General features: G+C 64.1%; 19 protein-coding genes. 6 read left to right on the forward strand and 13 right to left on the reverse strand.

Annotation, left to right across the window (positions count from 1 at the left end; translation table 11 throughout):
* Nucleotides 1–16 precede the first annotated feature (16 nt).
* The 5 genes from FJQ54_RS05300 to FJQ54_RS05320 form a co-directional block, all read right to left on the reverse strand.
* On the reverse strand, nucleotides 17–727 hold the full coding sequence (locus tag FJQ54_RS05300; protein WP_140927378.1) for a copper resistance protein B: 711 nt from the start codon (nucleotides 725–727) through the stop codon (nucleotides 17–19).
* 3 nt (nucleotides 728–730) lie between these two features.
* Nucleotides 731–2,878 (reverse strand): multicopper oxidase domain-containing protein, encoded by a 2,148-nt coding sequence (locus tag FJQ54_RS05305; RefSeq protein ID WP_207790371.1) that lies wholly within the window; start codon nucleotides 2,876–2,878, stop codon nucleotides 731–733.
* A 61-nt stretch (nucleotides 2,879–2,939) separates the two neighbouring features.
* Nucleotides 2,940–3,494, reverse strand: a complete 555-nt coding sequence (locus FJQ54_RS05310; protein WP_140927380.1) for an RNA polymerase sigma factor — start codon at nucleotides 3,492–3,494, stop codon at nucleotides 2,940–2,942.
* Nucleotides 3,491–3,928, reverse strand: a complete 438-nt coding sequence (locus FJQ54_RS05315) for a Spy/CpxP family protein refolding chaperone (protein WP_140927381.1) — start codon at nucleotides 3,926–3,928, stop codon at nucleotides 3,491–3,493. Before FJQ54_RS05315 ends, FJQ54_RS05310 begins: the two co-directional genes overlap by 4 nt.
* Nucleotides 3,925–4,194 (reverse strand): hypothetical protein, encoded by a 270-nt coding sequence (locus tag FJQ54_RS05320; protein ID WP_140927382.1) that lies wholly within the window; start codon nucleotides 4,192–4,194, stop codon nucleotides 3,925–3,927. The genes FJQ54_RS05315 and FJQ54_RS05320 overlap by 4 nt, the downstream gene beginning before the upstream one ends.
* Before the next feature lie 140 nt (nucleotides 4,195–4,334).
* Between FJQ54_RS05320 and FJQ54_RS05325 the strand changes: the two genes are divergently transcribed.
* From FJQ54_RS05325 to FJQ54_RS05340, 4 genes are all read left to right on the forward strand, one after another.
* Nucleotides 4,335–4,688: a copper resistance protein CopC gene (locus FJQ54_RS05325; RefSeq protein ID WP_140927383.1), complete on the forward strand. Its 354-nt coding sequence runs from the start codon at nucleotides 4,335–4,337 to the stop codon at nucleotides 4,686–4,688.
* A gap of 4 nt (nucleotides 4,689–4,692) precedes the next feature.
* Nucleotides 4,693–5,550: a copper homeostasis membrane protein CopD gene (gene copD, locus FJQ54_RS05330; RefSeq protein ID WP_140927384.1), complete on the forward strand. Its 858-nt coding sequence runs from the start codon at nucleotides 4,693–4,695 to the stop codon at nucleotides 5,548–5,550.
* A gap of 34 nt (nucleotides 5,551–5,584) precedes the next feature.
* Nucleotides 5,585–6,079: a nuclear transport factor 2 family protein gene (locus FJQ54_RS05335; RefSeq protein WP_140927385.1), complete on the forward strand. Its 495-nt coding sequence runs from the start codon at nucleotides 5,585–5,587 to the stop codon at nucleotides 6,077–6,079.
* A 63-nt stretch (nucleotides 6,080–6,142) separates the two neighbouring features.
* Complete coding sequence (locus tag FJQ54_RS05340) at nucleotides 6,143–6,613, forward strand: methyltransferase family protein (RefSeq protein ID WP_140927386.1); 471 nt, start codon at nucleotides 6,143–6,145, stop codon at nucleotides 6,611–6,613.
* 59 nt (nucleotides 6,614–6,672) lie between these two features.
* On the opposite strand, the gene FJQ54_RS05345 is transcribed toward FJQ54_RS05340, so the two are convergent.
* From FJQ54_RS05345 to FJQ54_RS05365, 5 genes are all read right to left on the reverse strand, one after another.
* Nucleotides 6,673–7,563, reverse strand: coding sequence for a cation diffusion facilitator family transporter (locus tag FJQ54_RS05345; protein ID WP_140927387.1), 891 nt, complete (start codon nucleotides 7,561–7,563; stop codon nucleotides 6,673–6,675).
* A gap of 69 nt (nucleotides 7,564–7,632) precedes the next feature.
* Entirely contained in the window at nucleotides 7,633–10,890 is a 3,258-nt protein-coding gene (locus FJQ54_RS05350; protein ID WP_140927388.1) for an efflux RND transporter permease subunit, read from the reverse strand.
* 12 nt (nucleotides 10,891–10,902) lie between these two features.
* Nucleotides 10,903–12,150 (reverse strand): efflux RND transporter periplasmic adaptor subunit, encoded by a 1,248-nt coding sequence (locus FJQ54_RS05355; RefSeq protein ID WP_140927389.1) that lies wholly within the window; start codon nucleotides 12,148–12,150, stop codon nucleotides 10,903–10,905.
* A complete protein-coding gene (locus tag FJQ54_RS05360; protein WP_181159985.1) occupies nucleotides 12,147–13,325 on the reverse strand; it encodes a TolC family protein in 1,179 nt (392 codons plus the stop codon). Before FJQ54_RS05360 ends, FJQ54_RS05355 begins: the two co-directional genes overlap by 4 nt.
* A gap of 673 nt (nucleotides 13,326–13,998) precedes the next feature.
* Nucleotides 13,999–14,394 (reverse strand): MerR family transcriptional regulator, encoded by a 396-nt coding sequence (locus FJQ54_RS05365; protein WP_140927391.1) that lies wholly within the window; start codon nucleotides 14,392–14,394, stop codon nucleotides 13,999–14,001.
* A 102-nt stretch (nucleotides 14,395–14,496) separates the two neighbouring features.
* On the opposite strand from FJQ54_RS05365, the gene FJQ54_RS05370 reads away from it, so the two are divergent.
* Together FJQ54_RS05370 and FJQ54_RS05375 are read left to right on the forward strand one after the other, a co-directional pair.
* Nucleotides 14,497–15,135: a cation transporter gene (locus tag FJQ54_RS05370; protein ID WP_140927478.1), complete on the forward strand. Its 639-nt coding sequence runs from the start codon at nucleotides 14,497–14,499 to the stop codon at nucleotides 15,133–15,135.
* A 34-nt stretch (nucleotides 15,136–15,169) separates the two neighbouring features.
* Nucleotides 15,170–17,635: a heavy metal translocating P-type ATPase gene (locus tag FJQ54_RS05375; RefSeq protein ID WP_140927392.1), complete on the forward strand. Its 2,466-nt coding sequence runs from the start codon at nucleotides 15,170–15,172 to the stop codon at nucleotides 17,633–17,635.
* A gap of 1,070 nt (nucleotides 17,636–18,705) precedes the next feature.
* Here the strand turns inward: FJQ54_RS05375 and FJQ54_RS05385 are convergent.
* Genes FJQ54_RS05385 through FJQ54_RS05395 form a run of 3 tightly spaced genes read right to left on the reverse strand, consistent with a single transcriptional unit; the run spans nucleotide 18,706 to nucleotide 23,413 of the window.
* On the reverse strand, nucleotides 18,706–20,856 hold the full coding sequence (locus FJQ54_RS05385) for an Atxe2 family lasso peptide isopeptidase (RefSeq protein WP_140927393.1): 2,151 nt from the start codon (nucleotides 20,854–20,856) through the stop codon (nucleotides 18,706–18,708).
* The gene (locus tag FJQ54_RS05390) at nucleotides 20,850–21,323 is read right to left on the reverse strand and encodes a TonB-dependent receptor (RefSeq protein ID WP_140927394.1); all 474 of its coding nucleotides are present in this window, start codon (nucleotides 21,321–21,323) and stop codon (nucleotides 20,850–20,852) included. The genes FJQ54_RS05385 and FJQ54_RS05390 overlap by 7 nt, the downstream gene beginning before the upstream one ends.
* 32 nt (nucleotides 21,324–21,355) lie before the next feature.
* Nucleotides 21,356–23,413, reverse strand: a complete 2,058-nt coding sequence (locus FJQ54_RS05395; RefSeq protein WP_140927395.1) for a TonB-dependent receptor — start codon at nucleotides 23,411–23,413, stop codon at nucleotides 21,356–21,358.
* Nucleotides 23,414–23,457 lie beyond the last annotated feature (44 nt).

Here is a 23,457-nt window from a genome sequence, read left to right on the forward strand (position 1 = left end):
GTCTCCTTCTTCCACTTCAGAACCAGAATCTGACGCCGCCGCGCACAGACCAGCCGCCAGTGTCCTCGCCCTCCGCGCGGGCAAGCCGGGCAGACTCGCCGAGGCGGCTTTCGTAGGTAAGCGCCAGGGTCGGCGCGAACTTGCGGCTGATCTCGTAGCGGGCCTGAACCCCCGTTTCGATTTTTGAGAAGCCCTTGCCGATCATCCGTTCGGGCACGTCCGAGAAGCTGATGTCGGTTTCCAGATTGGGCTCCAGCACGAAGCGGTTGGTCATGCGGATATCGAAGGATTGCTTGAAGCGCAGGCTGACATCGCCCTTGAAGCCGATGAAGGCGTGCAGCTCGGTTTCCAGCAGATAGGGGGCAAGGCCCTGGATGCCGACCACGGCGTAGCCCCGGCCATCGGGCTTTGCGTCGGCGCGGAGGCCGGCCTGCACGTCGAAAAAGGTCCAGACATTTCGGCTGTAGAGTGCCTGGAACTCTGCGGTTTCGAATTCGGAACCGGCATGCTCCCCCTCGGTCTTCCACCAGAACTTGTGGGTGTCGCCGCCGATGAAGCCTTCCGCATCCCAGTTCACCACATCCTGCCCGGACTGGCGGCTGTAGTCGGCCTCCACCTGCGTGAAGCTCAACGTGCGGTTGCCATGCAGATGCGCAGCAGAAACCGTCTCCGTCTCGGCGAGCGCCGGACCGGCAAACGCAAGCGACGCCAATATCAGGAACCGCATCTTTCAGTGGCTCCCATGCTCGGTGTGGGTCTTAGGCAAGACCTCGCCAGCCTGCCCGGGCGGCGCGGACACATTTGCGACGATCAGCTTCTTCATCATCCCGGAATCCATGTGGAACAGCAGGTGGCAGTGCAGCGGCCATTCGCCGGGCTCGTCGGCCGTCAACAGAACCGACTGGGTGCGCCCCGGCGCCACCGCGATCACGTTCTTTTCCGGCAGACGGTCTGCGGGCTGGCCGTTCTCGATCTCGAAGAACATGCCGTGCAGGTGCATCGGGTGCGCCATCATGGTTTCGTTGACGAAGGTGATGCGGACGCGCTCGCCGAACTGCACGTCCACCGGGGGGGCTTCACCGAAGGGCTTGCCGTTCAGCGTCCAGATGTAGCGCTCCATGTTGCCGGTGATGCGGATGACGATGTCGCGCGTAGGCGCGCGGGCATCGGTATGGGGCGCTGCGGAAACGAGATCGTTCATCGACAGCACGCGGGCGCCGTAGGGTGCACCGGTCGCCCAGCCGAGCACCCGGCCCGAGCCGTCGGTGTCTCCCTCGCGTCCGAGCTCGGCGCCATGGTTCATGGCCGAATGGTCCATCCCCGCCATCGGGTCGCGGCCATAGCCGTAGTCGACACGCGGAAAGGCAGTGCCGCCTTCCGGTTTCGCGGCTAGCGAGACCGCAGTTCCCACTCGCTCGCCGCCTTCAGGCTTCACAACCTTTGGCGTGCAATGCCCCATGGCGGCGTGCTCGGGCGGGCAGTTCGGGTCGATCGCGGGCACGACAGGAGCCTCCGGCAGCTTGCAGTGGCCCATCGCCGCGTGCTCTGGTGAACAGCTTGTTGCGGGCGCTGCGGGCTGAGGCGCCGCGGGCATCGTGCAGTGCCCCATCGCCGCATGTTCCGGCGAGCAACTGGCGGCCGGCACAGCGGCAGGGGGCGCTTCGGGCATTGAGCAATGGCCCATAGCTGCATGCTCAGGCGAACAGCCACCGGCAGGCGCAGGCTGGCGCTTGGCCGCGGCGTTCAGGATGTCGGTATCGGGATCGGATGGCGCCATTGCGCTTTCGGCCATCTGCATTGCGGGCATGGCGTGGCCCATCTCGCCCATCATCAGCACTTGCATCGGGCGCGGCGCGGGCGCCTCGGCCCGTGTTCCGGGGTTCGGCCCAAGCGTCGCCAGCAGGCTGGCGCGACGGTCGATCGTCTCCACCCATAGCGGGTAAGCGCGATCGTCCTTCGGCTCGACGATCACATCGTAGGTTTCGGCGACCGCCATCCGGAACTCGTCCACCGTCACCGGCTCTACCGGGCGGCCGTCGGCTGCCACCACCTTCATCGACAGGCCGGGCATTCGCACGTCCATGAAGCTCATCGCCGAGCCGTTGATGAAGCGCAGCCGCACCTTCTCCCCGGCCTTCATCTCGAAGAACGGCGCGCGTGCCGTCGGAAGTCCGTTCACCAGCAGCGTGTAGTTTGCAACATCGGCGATATCCGTCGGGTCCATCCGCATCCGGCCCCATTGGGCGCGGTCTGACAGCGTCTTGCCCAGCCCGAAGCGGCCGGCGTCACGCAGCAATTCGGGGAAGGTGCGCTTGTTCCAGTTATAATATCCGGAGTCCGCCTTCAGGTTCCGGATGATCCGCTCGGGATCCTCAGGTGTGTGCTCGGTCAGCAGGATCACATGCTCGCGGTCGACCACGATGTCCGGCCCGTCTTTCGGCTCGATGATCAGCGCGCCATATTGCCCGGCCTGCTCCTGCAAAGAGGCGTGGCTGTGATACCAATAGGTGCCCGACTGCCGCAGCGTGAACTGGTAGGTGTAGGTCTCCCCCGAAGCGATGCCGGGAAACCCATTGAACCCCGGCGCCCCATCATGATGGCCGGGGATCAGCAGCCCGTGCCAGTGGATCGCCGTCATCTCGGGCAGCTCGTTCTTCAGGTTGACCGTTACCGTGTCGCCCTCGCGGAAGCGCAGCACCGGGCCGGGCACCCCGCCGTTCAGCGTCACCACCGTGTCGCGGCGGCCGGGGTTCACCTCCAGCTTTTCGCGACGGGTGACGAGATCGACCGTCGTTTCAGCGGCGAGTACTGTCTCTGCGGTGGTGACAGCAAGCGCGCCAGCGAGAATGAGTAATTGCAGGGATTTCGGGAAGGGCAAAAGGGATCCTCTTGAGCTTGGTATTCGCATACCCTTCATACGCGGCCCGAAGCCGGTCCCCTCACAATTGGCCGATTGCCTCGCCTAACTGACGTCGCGCACGGGCAACCTTGGTTTCCACCGCCTTCGCACTGATGCCGAGTTGCGCGCCAGCCTCGGCGTGACTCAATCCCTCGATCGCGGTCAGCACCAGCGGCAGTCGCAGCGCCAGCGGCAGGCTCGCAATTTCCCTGTCGAGCATGGCAAGCGCCTGCCGGTCGGCGGTCTGTGTATCCGGCAGTGGTGCGGGATCGACCGCACGGGCCATCACTGTTTCGTCTGCTGCACCTGTCAGGAAGCGGCGCACGGCACGCCTGCGGCCCCAATCGCGTACCTTGTTGATGGCGATGCGTTGCACCCATGGCTGGAAGGGCCTGGTGTGATCGAAACGGGCCAGCCCGTGCCAGATCGAAACCATGCAATCCTGCAGCACATCATAAGCGGCATCCGGATCGCCGGTGAGGCGCCGGATGAGGCGGTATAGCGGCTCCTTGTAGCGCCGCATGAGCTGGCCGAAGGCCGACTCGTTGCCTGCGGCTGCCAGCTTCACCAGTTCGGCATCGCCGGTGTCCGTCACGTCTGGTCGGCGGTCAGTGCGTCTACGACCTTGCGGTCAAATGTGGCAGCCTGCTCCGGCGTCAGCACGGCGCGCATGGCAAACACATGCTCGATTGTCGCCTTCTGCAGTTCGCCCATAGCGACATGGAAATGATCGACAGCCGCCGTCACCTCCGGCCCGAAGGCCTGTTCAGTGCGGATGGCTGCCGCCAGCTCGGTGTTGGCTTTCCGCATTTCCAGCTCAAGCGCCCGGCGGCGAATGGCGAAATCCGCCTCCAGCACTTCAATCTTCGCGGATTGCTCTGCCGACAGGTTAAGATCGCGGTGAACCGCCGCGTGAACACCATCTGAGGCAGGCCTGGCCAGAAGCCGCGGCCCCAGCCACGCCCCAGCCATGCCGGCCAAGAGGGCGATGGCGAGCACCAGCAGGGTCTGTCGCCAAGGGCGGCTCATCGCGCCTGCTCCAGAAGTGTCGAGGGCGCGAGCGCCAGCGAGGGCGAAAAGGGAGAGACCTCTGCCGGAGAGACGCGTGCCGTCGCGGTAGAGGCCATGCCGATCAGCAGGGCCCCCAGCGCCGAAACCGCGGGAAGCCGCCAGCCCGCTAGCGGCATGCGCCGCTCCGTCTCGATGCGCCGCCACACATGAGGTTCCAGCTGACCCAGCGAGCGGTCGACGGGGGCTTCGGCCAGCTGCCGCAAAAGATTGTCCAACCTGTCCATTCGTGCTGCCACTCCGATTTTCCCGACCTTCATACCGGCAATACGCGGGCCGGCCAAAAATCCCGCAAACGGCAATGAGGGGTCCGCCGCGTGGCCGCGTATATGCGCCAACGACTTCTGCCTGACGGAGACCTTTGCCCATGCTGTTTCGATCTGCCCTGTTCGCCGCGCTGATGGTTGCCGCGCCGGCGATTGCCCACCCGAAGCTGCTGGCATCCACGCCTGCCGGCGGCAGCACCACGGCAAGCCCGACGGTGGTTTCCATGCAGTTCAGCGAGGCGCTGTTCCCGAAACTGTCGGGGGCGACGCTGGTGAAGCTGGGCGGCGGCGAGCCGGCGACAGTGGAAGCCGCAACCAGCTTTGCAGCCGACAACCGCGGTATCAGCCTGAAGCCGGTATCCAGCCTGAAAGCCGGGCAATATCGGGTGGACTGGTTCGGCGTTGCCGCGGACACCCATCGCATCACGGGCAATTTCAACTTCACGGTGCGCTGATCCCATGGGTGATCCGGGGCTGACGGCTGTCCGTTTCCTGCTCTACGCCGCGCTCGGGCTGTCGTTCGGGCTGTTGCTGTTTCCGATGCACGCCCTCCCGGCCGGCTCGCGTGACCGGGCGGTCAGGCGGGCGAGGCCGCTTCTGGTGCTTCTGGCGGCAACCGGGCTGCTTGCCTCGCTTGCGGGGCTGGCGGTGCTTGCGGGGGGGATGCTTGGGCTTCCCCTCTCGCAGGTCGGATTGGATGAAATCGCCACCATCCTTGCGCTGCCCGGCCTCGGGACATCCATTGTGGTGCGGATTGCCGCCCTTGCTTTGCTGGTGGCCCTGCTTCTGCTTGCACCGGGCCGCCGCTGGATGATGGCGCTCTCTGCCGGTGTTGCGCTTTCCAGCCTTGCATGGGCCGGGCATGGCGCATCCGGGGGCAGGCTCCATCTGGCTGCGACCGTTCTGCACCTGCTGGCGGCCGGGCTGTGGCTTGGGGCGATTGCCGGCTATCTTTTGATGATGCGCTACGCCGGCCGGGACGAACTGGCGGCGGCGCTGGGCCGGTTCGCAGGAACCGGCGGCGTGATTGTCGGGCTGTTGTTGGTATCCGGGGCGGTCAATGCGCTGATGATCGCAGGATGGCCGCTTCCAGCCGGGTTCCTCGGCTCTCCGTGGACGATGCTGCTGGCGTTGAAGCTGGCACTGTTCGCCGGGATGATGGGCCTCGCGGCGCTGCACCGCTTCAGGCTGGTGCCGGCCCTTGCCGCTGGCGAGAGGGTGAATAGCCTGCGCTTCTCGCTGGCGACGGAGCTGGCATTGGGATGCGGCGTTCTCATTCTCGTTTCTATCCTCGGGCAGGTGTCGCCTGCCGCATGATCCTCCAGCCTCCAGAACGAAAGATCATCTGACCATGTTGCGCATCCTGATTTTCGCCGCGATCATCGCCACAGGCGCGGCTACGGCACATGCACACGGCCCGGCCAAGCACGCCACGAGCGGCATCAGTGTTGCGCCGGCGGCGGCCGAAGCCGCTGATGTGGTGGACGCATTCCACGCCGCCCTGAAGCGCAGCGACCTGGCTGCGGCGCGCGGCTACCTGATGGACGACGCGCTCATTTTCGAAGGCGGGGCGGCCGAACGCTCTGCGGTAGAATATGCGACCCACCACTTGCCCGCAGATGCCAAATTCGCCGCCGTGACCGAGCAGGCCATTACCAGCCGAACGGGCGACGGAGACGGCCAGACCGCGTGGGTTCTGACCGAAGGAAAAACGACTGGCAGCTGGCGCGAAAAGCCGGTGAACAGCGTTACAACCGAAACGATGATCCTGCGAAAGTCAGCCGCTGGCTGGCGCATCCAGCATATCCACTGGTCCTCCGGATCGGCAGAGCTGCGGAAAAACTGAACACGCACAAAGCCCAATCCATGCGGGATTGAACACCGGCGATTGACGGCCGAATATCGGTGTATGGACAGAAATGAAACAGCGGGCGTTCTTGCCCCTCCTCCCCTTATTTATCTCGGCGGGTTCGCGGCGGGCCTGCTGCTGGATTGGCTGCTCGACCTTCGACCACTGCAGCCGGGGGTGAGCATCCGCATATCGGGTGCGCTCGCCTCCGGCTTCGCTGGGGCCATACTGATCAGTCTCGGGCTCTTTCGCTTCCACTCGAAAGGTACAGCACCCGAGCCCTGGAAACCTACGACCTCCCTTGAGGTCGGCGGCATTTACCGGTTCACGCGCAATCCCATGTATCTCGGCATGGCGCTTCTTCTCCTGGCGCTGGCCCTTGCCTTTGCTAGTCGCGGCGCGCTGCTGATGTTGCCGCTGGTTCTGGTCGTGATTGATCGCTTCGTCATCGCACGCGAGGAGCGGTATCTTGAGCGGCTGTTCGGCGAATCCTACCGCCGTTACCTTGGGCAGGTACGGCGCTGGATTTAATGGCAATCATAGCAACATGTTCTAGCAAGGGCGGCGCAATTGCTCGGGTTCGCTTCGCGCTATTTGTGCGGTATGCCAGTTGATGCGCAAGGCAGGCTTTCGGTCTGCACGGTTGCATGGCTGATGCCGAAGGTCTGGGCGAGCATAACCGCCACCTCGGCGCGAACGGCTTCATGATCTGCATCGGTCGCCAGCAGCAGATGCACAGACGCATTTCTATCGTCGCTGGAAAGCGACCATAGGTGCAGGTCGTGAACGGTCGAAACCCCTTGAATTTGGGCAATAGCTTCCCTGACGTCGGCCACGTTCAGGCCATCGGGAGCGCCTTCCAACAGCACGTGCGTGGTGTCCTGCAGCAGCGCCCACCCACGCGGAAGCACCCAAAGGCCGATCAGTATGGCGATCGCGGGGTCAACCCATGACCAACCAGTAAATCGTATGAGGATCGCGCCCGCAATCACACCGATCGACCCGATCATGTCGGCCCAGACTTCCAGCCAGGCGCCTTTCACGTTCAGGCTGCCGTCCTTGCCGGCAGACAATAGCTTCATCGAAACAAGATTGATGACGAGCCCTGCGGTGGCGACCACCAGCATACCCATAGACTGCACTTCTGCAGGCTCGCGCAATCGCTGCACGCCTTCCACCAGCACATAGGCGGCAACAGCAAACAGCATCAGCGCATTGAACGCGGCTGCGAGAATTTCGAACCGCCTGTAGCCGAAGCTATGTTCGTCGTCCGGCGCCTTGCTGCCCACCTTTATCGCCGTCAGCGCGATGGCTAAAGCCGACACGTCCGTCAGCATGTGCCCGGCGTCTGACAGCAGGGCGAGGCTGTTGTAGATATAGGCCCCGATCACCTCGATGATGAGGAAACCGCCCGTCAACAACAGGGCCCAGGTCAGCCGGCGGGTGTTCGCATTTGCCCCCGGTTCATGTCCGCTGCTCATTTTGCTGTCTCCTGAAGGGGGCAGCCATCGGCCCGCCCCCCTCCGTTCGATGCAGCCGGTTGCCCGGCCCTACTCCGCAGGCACCAGCTCAGGACCGTACTGGGTTTTGGCGGTTTCCCGCCTCAACACCAGCCTGGCGAGTGCTGGCAGGACCATCAGCGTGAGGAACGTCGCGGTGATCAGCCCGCCAATCACCACCGTGGCGATCGGACGCTGCACCTCGGCGCCGGTGCCGGTTGCGATCGCCATGGGCACGAAGCCGAGCGAGGCGACCAGCGCCGTCATCATCACCGGTCGCAGGCGGCTCATCGCCCCTTCGCGCACGGCGTCCTCCACCTCGCGCCCCTCGTCCAGCAGCTTCAGGATGCTGGACATCATCACCAGCCCGTTCAGCACCGCCACGCCGGAGAGTGCGATGAAACCGACGGCCGCCGAGATGGAGAAGGGTAAGCCCCTCAACGCCAGCGCGAGGATGCCGCCCGTCAGTGCCAGGGGCACCGCCGAGAACACCATCGCCGCCCGCCGGCCGGAGCCGAGCGCCATGTAGAGCAGCGCGAAGATCGCCGCGAATACAGCCGGCACCACAATCGACAGACGTGCCTGGGCGCGCTGAAGATTCTGGTACTGACCACCCCACTCGATCCAGCTTCCTGCCGGCACCTGCGTGTCAGCCATGGCGGCCTGCGCGTCGGCGACGAAGCCGCCGAGATCCCGGCCACGAACATTGGCCTGGATCACGATCCGCCGCTTGCCGTTCTCGCGGCTGACCTGGTTGGGGCCGTTTTCCACGGTGAACTTCACCAACTGGCCAAGCGGCACGGACCGCGCACCCACCGGCTTTCCATCGGGGCCGACAAGGCCGGGGTCATTCCCCAGCATCACGGGAATCGCGGACAGCGCATCGATGTCACGCCGGCCCTGTTCGTCGAGACGAACGACCACATCGAAGCGGCGGTCGCCTTCAAACACCAGTCCGGCCTCGCGCCCGCCCATGGCAATCTGCACGACATCGGCGACGTCGCCCACCTGCAGACCGTAAGAAGCGATCGCGGCACGATCGAACTCGACCTTCAGGGCAGGCAGGCCTTCGGTCTGCTCCACCTTCACATCCGCTGCGCCGGGGATTGACCGCAGCACGGAAGCGATCTGCTGGGCAGCCGGCTCCATGACGGCGAAATCATCGCCATAGAGCTTGATGGCGACGTCCGAACGCACGCCCGCGATCAATTCGTTGAAGCGCATCTGGATCGGCTGACTGAACTCGTAGGCGTTGCCCATTGCCAGTTCCAGTTTCTCTTCGACTTCCGTGATCAGCTCCGCCTTGGTCTTGGAACTGTCCGGCCATTCATCGCGAGGTTTCAGCATCACGAAGGTGTCCGACACGTTGCCGGGCATCGGATCGGTTGCCACCTCGGCGGTCCCGGTCTTCGAGAAGACCAGTTCCACTTCAGGGAAGCTGGCCACTACCTTTTCCACCTGCAACTGCATCGCCTGTGATTGTTCGACGCTGGTGGAGGGAATCCGCATGGCATGGAGCGCGAAGTTCTTTTCGTCGAGCTGCGGGATGAACTCGCGGCCGAGCGTCGAGAAGAGCATGGCGCTGACCGCGAACAACGCGACCGCCGAGCCGATCACCGGCCAGGGACGCGCGAGGGCGAAATCCAGTGCCGGCGCATAACCTTTACGGGCGACCTCGACTGCCTTCACTTCCTTGTGCTCCACCTTGCCGGTCACCAGCAAGGCGACCATCGCCGGAACGAAGGTCAACGAGAGCACGAAGGCCGCCGCCAGCGCCATCATCACCGTCAGCGCCATAGGTTGGAACATCTTGCCTTCCACGCCTTCGAAGGCGAGCAGCGGCATATAGACCAACAGGATGATGGCCTGTCCGAACACGGTGGGGCGGATCATTTCAACAGCGGCGGATTTCACCGCACCGAGGCGTTCCTCCAGATTCAGCATGCGGCCGAGCCGATGCTGCATGTTGCCCAGCCGCGTCAGGCAGTTTTCGACGATGATGACGGCCCCATCGACGATCAGGCCGAAATCCAGCGCGCCAAGGCTCATCAGATTGCCCGACACGCCCGCGCGCACCATTCCCGTCGCCGCCAGCAGCATCGACAGCGGGATCACAAGCGCAGTTATGAAGGCCGCGCGGAAGTTGCCGAGCAGCAGAAACAGGATGACGATGACGAGCAGTGCCCCTTCCGCAAGGTTTTTGGCGACTGTGCGAATCGTGGCATCCACCAGAACCGAACGGTCGAGTGCGGGGGTGGCGGTGATGCCCGGCGGCAGAGAACGGTTGATCTCGGCCAGCCGCACGGCGGAGTCGGCCGCCACCGTCCGGCTGTTTTCGCCGGCCAGCATCAGCGCCGTACCGACAACCATCTCGTGGCCATTGCTACTGGCCGCACCGGTGCGGACTTCACGACCGACAGTAACGGACGCCACATCTCGCACACGAACGGGCGCACCATTGCGGGTAGCGATCACGACATCGGCGATGTCGCCGCTGTCCGCCACGCGCGCATCCGCCCGCACCACAAGGCCTTCACCGGCGCGCTCGACAACGCCGGCGCCTGCAGCAAGGTTGCCGCGTTCCAGCGCAGCGACGAGGTCTGTCATGCTGACACCGGCATCTGCCAGTCGCACAACGTCCGGAGCGACCTCATATTGCTTCACATAGCCGCCGATAGAATCGATCCCGGCGACGCCGGCCACGTTGCGCATTTGCGGACGGATGATCCAGTCCTGCACTGTCCTGAGGTAAGTGATCTGCTCGGCGGGTGTTTTCAGCAGCAGCCCCTCCGAGGTGAGGTAGCCACCGCCCGGCTGCCAACCCGGCTTGCCCGGAGTTGCCAGAGTCGCGCCCTTCCCGCCCGGATTCTTGTAGTCGACCGTCCACATCAGCACTTCGCCAAGACCGGTAGTGACCGGCCCGACAACCGGGTCTACGCCCGGCGGCAGGCTGGTGCGGGCCTGCGCCATCCGTTCGGCGACCTGCTGGCGGGCAAAATAGATGTCGGTGCCGTCGGCGAAGATGGCAGTTACCTGGGAGAAGCCGTTGCGCGAGATGGAGCGGGTGCTTTCCAGCCCGGGTATTCCGGCCATCGCTGTTTCGATCGGGTAGGTGACCTGCCGCTCCATTTCCGTGGGACCAAGCGCCGGGGCGATGCTGTTGATCTGCACCTGCTGGTTGGTGATGTCGGGCACGGCGTCGATGGGAAGCCGGGCCAGCTGGAAGGCGCCGTAGATGGCGAGGATCAGCGTCACGAAGACGACGAGATAGCGCCGCTGGACGGAGAATCCGAGAATGCGTTCAAACATGATGCTGATCTCCTAGTGCGCGTGCTCGGCTTCGGATTTCCCGAGCTCGGCCTTGAGGGAGAAACTGTTGTCGGCGGCGACCTGCTCGCCCTGCTTCAGGCCTGACAGGATCGGCACCATCGTGCCGCCGGTCGGTCCGGCCTCAACAGCGCGGGCGACGAAGCCGGTCTTCGTGCGAACGAACACCTTCTTCTTGCCTTCGACTTCGTGCAGGGCTGCAACCGGCACCGCCGGAACCAGCGAGCCGTTGCCGGCAACGCTGATGCGGGCGGTGACCGGAAGCCCGATCCGCAGTTCGCCTTCGGGATCCTGGACGACCGCGATGGCGCGAACTGCGCCTGTGCCGGAATCGATCGCCGGCGAGAGGAAGCGGATTGTTCCGGGGTGGCCCTGATCGGAACCCTGCGCTGTTATGGTCACGCGCTGGCCGCGCGTAACACGGGCGGCTTCGCGTGCCGGGATGCGCAAATCGGCCCAGAGCTGCTGGCGGTTGGCGACCTGGAACAGATCCCGTTCCGCCGAAACAAATTCGCCCGGCGTCACGGTCACGGCAGTAACTTCACCCGCAACCGGGCTTCGCACCGTCAACAAACGAAGGTTGCCGCTGCTGGCGCCAGCGCCAAGCGCCTTCAGCGCCTCGCGTGCGAGTTGAGTGTCGATCTTCGCGCTATCGAAAGCCGCCTTGGCTGAATCGAAGTCGGCCCGTGCGATCACTTTCTGCCGATAGAGCGATTCCTCGCGGGCAAAGACAGTACGCGCCAGCTCTTCCGCCCTTGTGCTGCGTGCGAGCGCCGCCTGGGCTTCCGCCACTTCGCGGCTGTCGATGATGGCAAGGCCGTCGCCGACGCGCACGCTGTCACCCACCTGCCGCAGCAGGCGGGTAACGACGCCGGTGGTACGGGCGGTGACCTCGGCCGTGGAGCCCGATGCAGGCGTGAGCGTGCCCGACGTCAGCACTTCGCCGCCGGCCGGTGCGCTGGTCACAGGTACGATTCGGATACCCGCGATCGCGATCTGCTGGTCGGAGACGTTCAGGGCCCCTTCTTTGCTGCTATGACCTTCAGCATCGGTATCGGCGCCTTTGGCTTCGCCTTCTGCGGGTGCCTTGCCCTCCGCCGAGGCCTCTGCTTCGCCGTGTCCGTGTCCGTCGACAGCTGCGGCCTCGGTGCCCTGCGACAGGCTGTTGTTCAGGAAATATCCGCCGGCGCCTGCAGCCAGCGCGATTGCGAGCGCGCCAAGCGCGATCTGGGTCTTGTTCATGAATTACTCTCCGGGAAAGGGGTGCGGCCAAGCGCGCGGTCGCGTTCGGCTTCGGCAATGGCGCGGTCGCGGCGGGCCTCGGCGAGGCCGCGCCCCGCCTCCGCCACGGCGCGCTGCGCCGCCAGCAGGTCGAGATAGGAGAAGCGGCCGGCGGTATAGCCGGCGCGGGAAATCCTGAGCGCTTCCGTCGCGCCCGGCAGGATCTCGGTTTCGAGCATCCGTGCCCGCGCGGAGGCCGCCTGCACTTCCGCATCGGCAGACGTCGTGCGGGCATCCAACGCCAGGCGCGTCGCGTCCCGCTCGGCTTCCGCTCTTCTGACTTCTGCACGCGCGGCGGCGATATTGCCGCCGTTGCGGTTGAACAGCGGGAATGGCAGCGAAACGCCTGCCACCAGGGCACTTTCACCTTCGCCGCGATACTGGCGCACGCCGAAGTTCAGCGTGGGATCCGGTATACGCTGCGACCGCTCCAGCCTCAGTGTAGCTTCAGCTGCCGCCACCCGGGTGTCCGCCACCACGAGGTCAGGCCTGCCGACGTCCGTCAGTTGAACGGCGTGGCTCTCACCCACCGGCACGAACGCCGTGCCCGTGTAGCCGATGATTGCGCTCAGCGCGGCTCGCTCCACAGCGGCTCGCGCCTCGGCATCGGCGAGCGCGCTCTCTGCCCGGGCGCGTTCCGTGCGGGCCGTGACCAGTCGCAGAGGGGGTTCGCGCCCGCCGTCTACCAGTAAACCGACGGTCCGCTCTATCTCGCGAGCAGTTTCCAGCTCCTTTCTCGAAAGCGCTGCTATTTCCGTGGCCGCCAGTGCTGAGGCGAAACGCACCCGAACTTCCCGGCCAAGATCTGCCAGCAGCAGCACCTGTCCGGCCTGTGCGGATGCCAGATTTTGCCGGCCCAGCGCCACGCGAGCCCCGCGCTTGCCGCCCAGTTCCAGCGGCATGGCAAGGCCCGTGGTGACCTGCGCAGCACCCGTGCCGCTATAGGGCCCTGACCCACCGAAATCTTCGATATCAATCTGGATCTGTGGGTTGGGCAGCAGTCCGGCCTGCTTCAGCCGACCCTGTTCCGCCTCAACACCAGCTGCGCCCGCCCGGATGACGGGAGCCTGTTGGAGGGCAAGTTGAAGTGCTGCGTCCAGTGTAAGTGTAGTGCCCGCCGGAACGGGCGCAATCAATGCAGGTACTGCTGCCGCATCCGGCGATTTGCCGGCTGCGACTGTAGTCCCGCACAGTAGGGCAAGCACGACAGGCGCCGCGCCGACCCAACGTCGGGGTAATATCATGGGGTAGTCCTCGAACCTTGAAAATCAGTCGGTCAGCGCACGCCATCGCAAGGCGCACGCCGGAGCGATCTGATCAGGCTCGAGGTGGGTCTAAGTCAGGATACTCAGTGCTGAGGACAAGCCCCGGAGCGACACCTCCAACCATCGTCAACGATTGCGCCGCAGGTGATTTGAGCGACATCGGGAGAGCTACGTCTGCAACCGTCTGATGACTGCAGCAGACAGCGCAATGCGAGGGCGCCGGATCCTCGTCGCTGGAGCCGCAGCCAGTTTCAGCGTCACACGAGGCCGCATAGGTGGCCGCAACAGCAACATCCTTGCCCATGTCATATCCGTTTGCGAACACGCTACCGGTCGTCGTGAGCATCAACAGCCCGACGAGCAATATGCGAAGGTTCGCCCAGATCCATTGACCGGCCATAGTTGCGCCCTGCCACAGCTCAGAAACATTCGCAACTGTGGAGTTATTGACCCGATGTCGCACCCGGCCAGTGAGATGATATATCGGGAAACAACTAAATGCCTCGCCTGCACAGAGTGTAATCTTCAATCTGCGCGTTGATTACTAAACTGCTCGAGGCGCCAACGCCTCAATGATTCGGCAATTTGTTACCGATCCACCTTCACAGGCCCGAAGGAGCTTAGAGAGTTCTGCGCGCAGTGCCTGAAGGTCTTCAAGTCGCTGATCTATCGCCTTGAGTTGCGCTGCTGCCAGGCGATCGACAGCCGCGCAATCCTGGCCGTCTGTTTCCGCCAGATCCAGCAATTCGCGTACCTGATCCAGCGAGAAGCCAAGTGCGCGCGCACGGCGAATGAAGCTGAGGCGCGCCAGCTCGGGCTCCCCATAAGTGCGGTAATTACCGGTCGTCCGCGAGTTGTGTTGCAGCAGACCTACCTTCTCGTACCAGCGGATGGTCTCCACCCGCGTCTCAGTCGCCTTTGCGAGTTCGCCGATGCGCATTGTTCACCTCAATCACCAGCCATGTCAGAGAAAGTGCTTGACCCTATAGCGGCTTCAGGGTGCATGGGTCCAGCCTGGACTCGCACGAGAGGCATGACGATCATGGCGGAAGACTGCTGCTCGAAGAAGCGCGATACGCTTGCGGAACTGGCGCTGAAGGCGGACCAGCGCCGCGTGCTTCTGGCTGTACTGGCGATCAACCTAGTCATGTTCTTTGTCGGCTTCGGCGGCGGGGTCTGGGCACGTTCCTCTGCGCTCATGGCAGATTCTGTCGATATGCTGGGTGATGCATTCGTCTATGGGCTCAGCCTGTTTGCGCTTCATCGGGGCGCCCGGTGGGAGGCTGGCGCTGCCATTGCCAAGGGTGGCATCATCCTGGTGTTCGGCATTCTGGTGATGGCCGAGATCGTCGACAAGATCCTGAACGGCGTTCCGCCTTCCAGTTCGCTGATGTTGCTGTTCGGCGGCATGGCGTTGGTCGCCAACCTCGCCTGCCTGGCGATGCTGTGGCGGTTCCGCACCCTGAACGTAAACATGAGCAGCACCTTCGAATGCTCGCGCAACGATGTAATTTCAAACGTCGGCGTGTTGCTGGCGGCTGGACTGGTTGCCGTCACAGGCAGCGGCTGGCCAGATATTGTCGTCGGCGCCATGATCGCCCTCATTTTCCTGCGGTCGTCCTGGCGGGTATTGGCAGAAGCTATCCCGGCCTATCGGAAAGCCTCTGTTCCGGCAGTCTGATCAGACCCTGTTTCTCTACGCCTGGGAGCGCCTTGTGACGGAAAAGCTGAAGCTCGATATCCCGATTGTCCTGCCCGGTGTGGCCGATGCCGCCGATGGCTGTGTCGCGCGACTGATGAGTTCGCTTGCCGGAAGGCCGGGCGTGGAGACCGTCCATGTGGTCGAAGCCGGCGGTGATGTGCCAGCGCAGCTGTGTGTCCACTATGATCCCGCCAGGCTTTCCTTGCTGCGCATCCGCGAGGTGGTGACGGCCGCCGGCGCGGAGATCACCAGCCGCTATGGCCATGCCCTGTGGAAGGTGAACGGCGTCGGCTACCAGCGGAAGGCACGAACGACAGGTGACCAGTTGCGTGCGGTGACCGGCGTTCTGGAAGCGGAAGCCAGTGTTGCAGGAACGGTGCGGGTCGAGTTCGACCGGCAGCAGACGTCGGAGAAAGCCTTGCTGGCTGTGCTGAAGTCGGCGGGCGTGGAACTGGTGGATGTTCAGGGCAAGGCGGGCGGTCACGGACCGGGCGATGGACACGATCACGGCCCTGACGAGAAGGAACATGAGCACAGCCACGGCGAGTTCCTTGGTCCGAACACCGAATTGATTTTTGCGCTCGCCAGTGGTGCGGCGCTCATCATCGGCTTCGCGATCGAGAAACTGGTCGCCGGCGCACCCGGCTGGTTGCCGACTGCGCTCTATATCGCTGCCTATTTCTTCGGCGGCTTCTTCACCCTGCGTGAAGCGATCGAGAACCTGCGGCTGAAGAAGTTCGAGATCGACACGCTGATGCTGGTGGCGGCAGCCGGCGCAGCAGCCCTTGGTGCGTGGGCGGAAGGGGCGCTGCTGCTGTTCCTGTTCAGCGTCGGCCATGCGCTGGAACATTATGCGATGGGCAGGGCGCGGAAGGCGATCGAGGCGCTGGCCGAGCTTGCCCCGCGCACCGCCACCGTCCGCAGGGACGGTACGACCATCGAAATCCCGGTGGAGGAACTGCTGGTCGGCGACATCGTGATCGTGAAGCCGGATTCCCGCGTGGCCGCCGACGGCTTTGTGGTGATCGGCAATTCCGCCATCAACCAGGCGCCGGTGACGGGCGAGAGCATGCCGGTGGACAAGAAGCCGGTTGCAGATGCAGCATCCGCCCGTGCCCTGCCGGACCGGGTGGATGCCTCCTCGCGCGTGTTCGCCGGCACCATCAACGGCAGCGGTGTGATCGAGATCGAGGTGACGCGCCTGTCGACCGACAGCACGCTCGCCAAGGTGGTGAAGATGGTGAGCGAGGCGGAGACGCAGAAATCGCCCACCCAGCGCTTTACCGACAAGTTCGAGCGGATTTTCGTGCCGGCGGTTCTGGCGCTTGCCGTGTTGCTGCTGTTTGCAGGCTTCGTGATCGACGAGCCGTTCAGCGCCACTTTCTATCGGGCGATGGCGGTGCTGGTCGCGGCCAGCCCCTGCGCGCTCGCCATTGCGACGCCCAGTGCGGTGCTTTCCGGCGTGGCGCGCGCCGCGCGCGGCGGCGTGCTGGTGAAGGGCGGTGCGCCCTTGGAGTTGCTCGGTTCGCTAGACGCGATCGCCTTCGACAAGACCGGCACGCTCACCATCGGCGAACCGCACATCCGCGACATCATTCCGGCGCCCGGCATCTCGAAGGAGCGGCTGATGGCGGTCGCGGTCGCGGTGGAGTCGCTCAGCGACCATCCGCTCGCCCGCGCCATCGCTGCCGATGGGCGCGGCCATGTGGGTGCGGAGCAGATCCCGGACGCCACTGATCTGCGCAGCCTGACTGGCAAGGGCGTGGTCGCAACCGTCGAAGGCAAGGAGGTTTGCATCGGCAAGGCCGAGATGTTCGGCGCTGACGGCATCCCGGCGCTTTCTCCGGCGATGATCGATGCCATCGAACAACTGCGCGCCAGCGGCCACACCAGCATGGTGATCCGGCAGGGCGATGCCGATCTGGGTGCCATCGGCCTGATAGACACCCCGCGCCCCGAAGCGAAGCCCGCCATCGAGAAGCTGCGCACTATCGGAATCCGGCGGATGATTATGATCTCAGGCGATCACCAGCGCGTAGCGGAAGCGGTCGCGAAGGAAGTCGGGCTGGATGAGGCCTGGGGCGACCTGATGCCAGAGGACAAGGTGGAGGCGATCCGCAAGCTGCGGGACACATCCAAGGTGGCGATGGTTGGCGATGGCGTGAACGACGCGCCCGCGATGGCCTCGGCAACGGTCGGCATCGCGATGGGTGCTGCCGGATCGGACGTCGCGCTGGAAACTGCCGACGTGGCGCTGATGGCGGACGATCTTTCAAACCTGCCGTTCGCAGTCGGCCTCAGCCGGCAGACGCGATCGATCATCTTGCAGAATGTCTGGGTCAGCCTGGGCGTGGTGGCGCTGCTGGTGCCCGCCACCATCCTCGGCCTCGGCATAGGCCCGGCGGTCGCCATGCACGAAGGCTCGACACTGCTGGTTGTCGCCAATGCCCTGAGACTGCTGGCTTATCGGGAGAAGTAGCCCCGCATAAAACCCTATGCGCTATGCGATCTCCTTACCCCATCGCGGTATAATCCGTATGTAGGCCAACTGCGCGAGCAGCTCTATCAATGTCTGGGTGACGATGATGGCCGGGAGAACCGGAACCGCACCGGGCACGGCGAGGGCCAAAGGCAGCACCACATCTGAAGACGCTGGTGCTGGCGGGCAGCGTCGCGCAAAGATCGGTCCACTCGAGGTTCCCAACGGCCCCGTTACCGCGCATTTTCCCGAAGCGATTTTTCCACCTGGTATGCGCACGCGCGTCCATTCGCATCCCGGTCCCGAAGCGTTTTACGTTGTGGAAGGCGAGCAGTGCATGGAACGCCCACCGACCAGAAGCGCCTCGGTCCGGGCGCCTCCTTCATCGTTCGCGATGGACCGCATATTCAGGCAGCTCCTCGCGGACGTCGTAAAGTCGTGCTTATCCTTGCACCAACCGGAACGCCCTTTGTTACGCCGGACAGCAGCTGGAAGCCGTCCGGCTATTGCGACCGGTGAACGACACAACGCCAAGACCAAATGTGCAACCGTCTCACCAGCTGAGACGCTCCGGGATCAGTTTCACAGCCGATTTAGAGTGGTTAATGGTCCGGCCGCTTTCAGCATCGAAGGTTGCAAAACTGAACATTGGACAGGTTCGCATCGGAGCTGCATCGTGTGCCGATGAAGGCACCGCTTGTTGCTCTCGTTCTGGCGTTAGGTGGATGTTTAGCTCCAACGATAGATCAAGAAATTGCCGACAAATGCGGCATTTCCCAGAGCGACTATCAGCGGGCCGAAACCATGTTAGAAAACGGCAGCGATGGAATGTCGCTCCGCTTGGGCCGCTGCCGTCTTACTCGAAGGTCGATAGGTACGACTGAGGGTGTGGTAGTTGACGGATAAGTCGACCCGCATCCTGGGGTCGGTTTCAGGGTATCCGCAATCCAAGCGGATGACCTCTAATGCGGCGGAGGCAGGCAGCACCACGAAAGTATGCGGCCTGACAACTGATCCGTTCAGGTGCTCTTTGCCGCGAGTGTTTCAAATTGGAACATTCTGATCCCGACTCATGGGACTGGTTGTGCCACGACAACGGTCCCCTCTCGCATGGCGTTCCAGCGCAGATACTGGTCCGCTTTCGCTGTGTCAGGGTCGATGCGCCGCTGCAGCCAGAAGCGGAACCAGTCGATGTTGCGCTGGTAGATGGCGCGTCGGTGTGCAGGTTGCCATTTGATATGGAGTTCGTGCGGAAACACGAACATCTCGACAGGCTGGTTCGCTGCCTTGAGTGCGGTGAAGGTTTCAAGCGCGATCAGCGATTCACTGTCGGCCAGTTGCATGAGAAGCGGCCGCGTCATGCGATCCGCGTTGCGGGCCATCGAGAAGGGTTGCCAGAATTCCGGCGCATCATCGCCATGCTCGGGAAAACCCACCGAGCGCATCTGTTTGGCAACGGCAGGACCGGCGTAGATCGCCACCGTTTGCGGATCGAGGCAGCAACTGCTGATTGACGCGGCCGCAAAGCGGTCGCTGTTGATGAGGGCAAAGCGAACGGTGGTCGCCCCGTTGCTGAGTCCGGTCAGGCCTATACGCGCCGGATCGGCGACGCCCGCGGCAATGGCTTTGTCGACGCCCGTTTCGAGCGAGGACAGCAGGCTGCGACGCTCGGCCCAGTCCTTGTTGCCGGCCGCGATCAGCTGCCCGACTGTCCGGATGCCGGGAAGCGATTTCGCAACGAGGTCGGGCTGCTGCAGACTGAGGACAGCGAAGCCTTCGGCGGCGAGCGGAAAGATCGGGTACTCGTCGCCGGTGCCCCCGCGCAGAAAGCCGAGACTGGTGTATTGCACGACGATGAGCGGCAGCCGATTCCGTCCGTCATATCCGGGCGGAAGCACCAGATCCCCCCAGGCTTCGAGGCCGCGGTCATTCTTCCAGAACAGGCGCCGGACCTCGCCCAACCGTATGGCGCGGAACTCCGGGTTGGGGTCAAAGATTGGGGTGGTTCGTCCCGTCGCCGGGTCGAGCCGAACGAGGTGCCTCGGCGTAACGGAATTCTCAGACGTACAGATCAGGGCGGGTCCGGCCGGAACGCAGCCGTGCAGAACATCGCTGGTCAGGTGGAGGCGTTCCGGATCACCCTTGCCGGGTGTCCATCGATAAAATCCAAGCTCCCCGTTCGCCTGGCCCTCGCGGCGCAGGAACCGCAGCTCTGCACCGGTCTCATCCCACCAAAGTCCCGTGAAGCCGCCGTTGCAGGCTTCACTTTCGCACCGGACCAGTCGCCCGTCCTTTCCATCCACCGACAGGCTGAGCGGGCCTAACAGGGCGCCCTCCGCACGGCTGGTCCAGGCTTTACGACCGGTTGCGGTGATCGCTGACGGAAGTGCAGCATTCCTCAGGCCTTCTCTGACCTTCCAGTGCCTTCTCTCACTGTCGGCAGGTTCCCGGACATCCCCGGTGACGGGGTCAGCTGAAAACAGCTGGTTGGGCAGCGGACCGGGCAATTGCGGCAGCAGGCCATCGGTTGGAGCGAAGCGGTCATCGTACAACCAGCCTGACTGCCCTTCCAGGGCGATCTTCTGGCGGACCGCTTCAAGGTCGGGCTGGGTGAGAAAGAGGATGCGCGAGCCATCCTCGTTCCACGCAACATCGGTGATATCGGTGGCGGAGCGGGTCACCGTCTCCCCGCGCGTGCCATTCGCCCGGGCGCGCCAGACCTGCGTTATCCCATTGTCGCGGCGTAACCATGCAACCTGGTTGCCGTCCGGAGACCAGACCGGCGTCGAAGGCGCCGGAAAGCCACTGTCCGACCGGATACCGCGGAGGTTCACGATGCTGGTGATCAGCTCGCCGCCCTCGTCCAGAATGCGAGGATTTGCCGGACCATCAAGGTCGATCACCACCAGAGCCCGGCAGTAGCTGTTCGAACCCGGATCCGCGCGGCTCAGGATGAAGGTCGCCTGTTTTCCGTCTGGCGAGATCCCGAGCGGGCCTGGCTGTCCGAACATGGACCCGTCCGGCTGACCGATATCCCGCAATCGCAGGATGTCCTCCGGTTTGACGTCCCGGGCTGCACCGGCTGGAGGCGGACCGGGTGCGGGCAGGATGTCGGCGCAGCCGGCATGTACCCGGTGCGATGCCAGGGCAAGAAGCCCGCCCGCCAGGAGCAGGCAGCCCCTCTTCAGGGCTGCCTGCTGTCCACGGCCCGGGCTCACCATGATTTCGAGATCCCGAAGCTGATGAGACGCCCCACGGCCGAATAGTTCGTGGAATCAAAGCCCGCGTCATAGGGAAGCGAGGTTGCGATTGTACCGGGCTTGTCGTTGAAGATGTTCCAGGCCGAGAGACTGAGTTCCAGACCTGCGAGTGCCCCTTTGTCCGGTGCAAAGCGATATCGGGCTGTCAGGTCCAGTGTCGTCATTCCGGAGACCGGCACGGGCGCAGCGGTCCGCGCATCGATAACGCCGCCAATCAGGCTGAAGGTGCTGTTGAGCGTGAGCTCGCTCCGGCTCCAGGTCAGCCCGCCTCTCGCGCGCCAGTGTGGCGGGTTGAAGAGTGTCCCGGCTTTCTGGACGACCCGGGCATCGGCCGACGTCTGCTGGTCGCTGGTGAGATAGCTCGCGTTCACCATTGCGGCGAGCGAGCCGCGATCATTGCCAAGGTCCGTGCTGTAGTTGATCAGCATGTCCAGCCCCTGGACGGTCTGCCGGCCGGCATTCACATTGGCCCCGTCGACGATCGCGACGACCGTTGCCGGGTCGAGGGGCGGCCGGTGGCGTTGAAGAACTGGGCGGCACTTGCAACGGCTGCTGTAACAGCCGCCGGGTCGGGCGACCGCTGGACCTGCGGCGCATAGAGCGGGTCGCTCAGGGCCTGCGAGAAGTAGGAAATCGGCTGGACAATCCGGTCCTTGTAGCGGACCGAGAAGTAGCCGAACTGGGCGCTGAGCCCGGGAACGGCGGCCGGCGCATATTCGAAGGTCGCCATCCAGGTTTCGGCATGTTCGGGCTTCAGGTCCGGATTGCCACCGGTGAGGGCAAGCGCGGTCGACCCGGCGGGATAGCCCGTTCCGCCAAGACTGGTTGCGGGATAGAGAATGGCGGACAGAACCTGATATTGCTGGAAGAGTGTGGGTGCGCGGAAGGATCGCCCCCAGCTGCCCTTCAACGCCACATCCGCGACAGGCGCGTAAATGACCCCGAGCTTGGGGGTCACCACCGAGTCAATCCCGGGATAACGTTCGTGCCGCAAAGCCCCTGACAGATTCAGGCGATGCACACCGCCGATCGCCTGTTCCGGGGAGATGAGGGGCAGGCTGATCTCGCCGTAGAGGTAATAGCTGTCCTGCGAGGCCTGAACGTTGCCCGGGTCGCCCGGGCCGCTGTCGGCGACAAAGACATTGTCGCGATAGCCCGCCCCGACCGCCAGCTTTGCAGGCCCGCCGGGCAGGCTGAAGATATTGCCATCGGCGGACAGCTCGACAGATCGCCCGTTGTTGCAATAGCAGACCGGCACGATCCCGGTTTGCACGTTGTTGGTATAGGTATAGCGCGCCAGGTTGACGGTCTCTTCGCCGTAGACGCCGGAGAGCGACACCCGCCAGCTTTCGCCGACATCAAGCCGGAGCCGCGGGGCGATGGCGAGGGACTCACTGGTAGTATGATATTCGTAGCGGCTGACATTGAGATTGCCTGCGGCGTTGAGCGGCAACATCGAGACGCTCCACCGCTTGTTGAAAATGCCGTCGACCGAGAATTCCAGGCGTTCCGTCAGGGCCTGGTGGACTGACAGGGCAACCGCATGCCGGCGGGATGCGGGATAGAGGGTGAGCCCGGGTCGAGACGCAGTGAACGACCGGTCATCCGACAGGATCTGCGTGTTGTGCGCATATTCGTAAGCCGCAATCACCCCGCCGCTCGACCAGCGCTGGCCTGCGGTGGCGCTGTAGCGTTGATCGAGATAGCCACCATCGGTCGCAGCGCCGATATTGGCGCGAAGTTGCAGACCGTCGAAATCCCGTTTCAGGATGATGTTGGCAACACCGGCGACGGCGTCCGACCCGTAGAGCGCAGAGGCACCGTCGGCGACCACTTCGACGCGGTCGACCATGTCCATTGGGATGGAGGACACATCGATACCCTGGCGCGTGCCGTTGTAGGCGAGCCGGTTGCCGTTGAGCAGGGTCAGGGTGGCGTCACTCCCAAGCCCGCGAAGATTGATGGTGGAGGCACCGCCGACATTGACCCCGCTGGTCGCGGGCACGTTGAAACCGACGCCCGGGTTCTGCCCGCCGCCGAAGTTCTGGGGTATGGTTTTCAACGCTTCGGCAAGCCCCGCCTGCCCGGCGTCGCGCATGGCCTGCTGGTCGAGGCGGATGACGGGCGACGAAATCGGTGCCCCGCGAATGCGGCTGCCGGTCACAATGATGTCCGAGCCCTCGAGAACAGTGACTGGCGCCGGAGATTCGATCACCAGCCCGCCGCCCACCGCCCGAAAGCCAAGTCCGCTTCCCTGCAGCAGGATCGTCACGGCCTCTTCGGGCGCATACTCGCCCTGAAGGGCAGGCGCCTGGCGCCCCTGCAGCAGTTCGGCGGGTGCCACGATGTTCCGCCCGGAGGTCAGTGCGACGGCGCGCAGTGAATCCGACAGCGGCTGGGCCGGCAGTTGATAGCTGTGCCGCTGTGCCTGGCTGACTTCACCGGCCGCTGCGGTTGCAGCCGGCACCAGAGTGGCAGAAATGGCGGCGGCCAGAACCGCCCCTTGCAATAGTCCCATTGTCGTCTCCCTCCCCGGCGCGTCGTTGCGGCGCCGTTCGGAGG

This window comes from Sandaracinobacter neustonicus (genome assembly GCF_006385875.1).
Classification (GTDB): Bacteria; Pseudomonadota; Alphaproteobacteria; order Sphingomonadales; family Sphingomonadaceae; genus Sandaracinobacteroides; species Sandaracinobacteroides neustonicus.

Bases quoted from the DNA above. Each gene is read 5' to 3' on its own strand.
- FJQ54_RS05300 (WP_140927378.1), bottom strand. From the start codon at position 727: ATGCGGTTCCTGATATTGGCGTCGCTTGCGTTTGCCGGTCCGGCGCTC.
- FJQ54_RS05315 (WP_140927381.1), bottom strand. From the start codon at position 3,928: ATGAGCCGCCCTTGGCGACAGACCCTGCTGGTGCTCGCCATCGCCCTC.
- FJQ54_RS05320 (WP_140927382.1), bottom strand. From the start codon at position 4,194: ATGGACAGGTTGGACAATCTTTTGCGGCAGCTGGCCGAAGCCCCCGTC.
- FJQ54_RS05325 (WP_140927383.1), top strand. From the start codon at position 4,335: ATGCTGTTTCGATCTGCCCTGTTCGCCGCGCTGATGGTTGCCGCGCCG.
- copD (WP_140927384.1), top strand. From the start codon at position 4,693: ATGGGTGATCCGGGGCTGACGGCTGTCCGTTTCCTGCTCTACGCCGCG.
- FJQ54_RS05335 (WP_140927385.1), top strand. From the start codon at position 5,585: ATGTTGCGCATCCTGATTTTCGCCGCGATCATCGCCACAGGCGCGGCT.
- FJQ54_RS05340 (WP_140927386.1), top strand. From the start codon at position 6,143: ATGGACAGAAATGAAACAGCGGGCGTTCTTGCCCCTCCTCCCCTTATT.
- FJQ54_RS05345 (WP_140927387.1), bottom strand. From the start codon at position 7,563: ATGAGCAGCGGACATGAACCGGGGGCAAATGCGAACACCCGCCGGCTG.
- FJQ54_RS05350 (WP_140927388.1), bottom strand. From the start codon at position 10,890: ATGTTTGAACGCATTCTCGGATTCTCCGTCCAGCGGCGCTATCTCGTC.
- FJQ54_RS05355 (WP_140927389.1), bottom strand. From the start codon at position 12,150: ATGAACAAGACCCAGATCGCGCTTGGCGCGCTCGCAATCGCGCTGGCT.
- FJQ54_RS05365 (WP_140927391.1), bottom strand. From the start codon at position 14,394: ATGCGCATCGGCGAACTCGCAAAGGCGACTGAGACGCGGGTGGAGACC.
- FJQ54_RS05370 (WP_140927478.1), top strand. From the start codon at position 14,497: ATGGCGGAAGACTGCTGCTCGAAGAAGCGCGATACGCTTGCGGAACTG.
- FJQ54_RS05385 (WP_140927393.1), bottom strand. From the start codon at position 20,856: ATGGTGAGCCCGGGCCGTGGACAGCAGGCAGCCCTGAAGAGGGGCTGC.
- FJQ54_RS05390 (WP_140927394.1), bottom strand. From the start codon at position 21,323: ATGCTGATCAACTACAGCACGGACCTTGGCAATGATCGCGGCTCGCTC.
- FJQ54_RS05395 (WP_140927395.1), bottom strand. From the start codon at position 23,413: ATGGGACTATTGCAAGGGGCGGTTCTGGCCGCCGCCATTTCTGCCACT.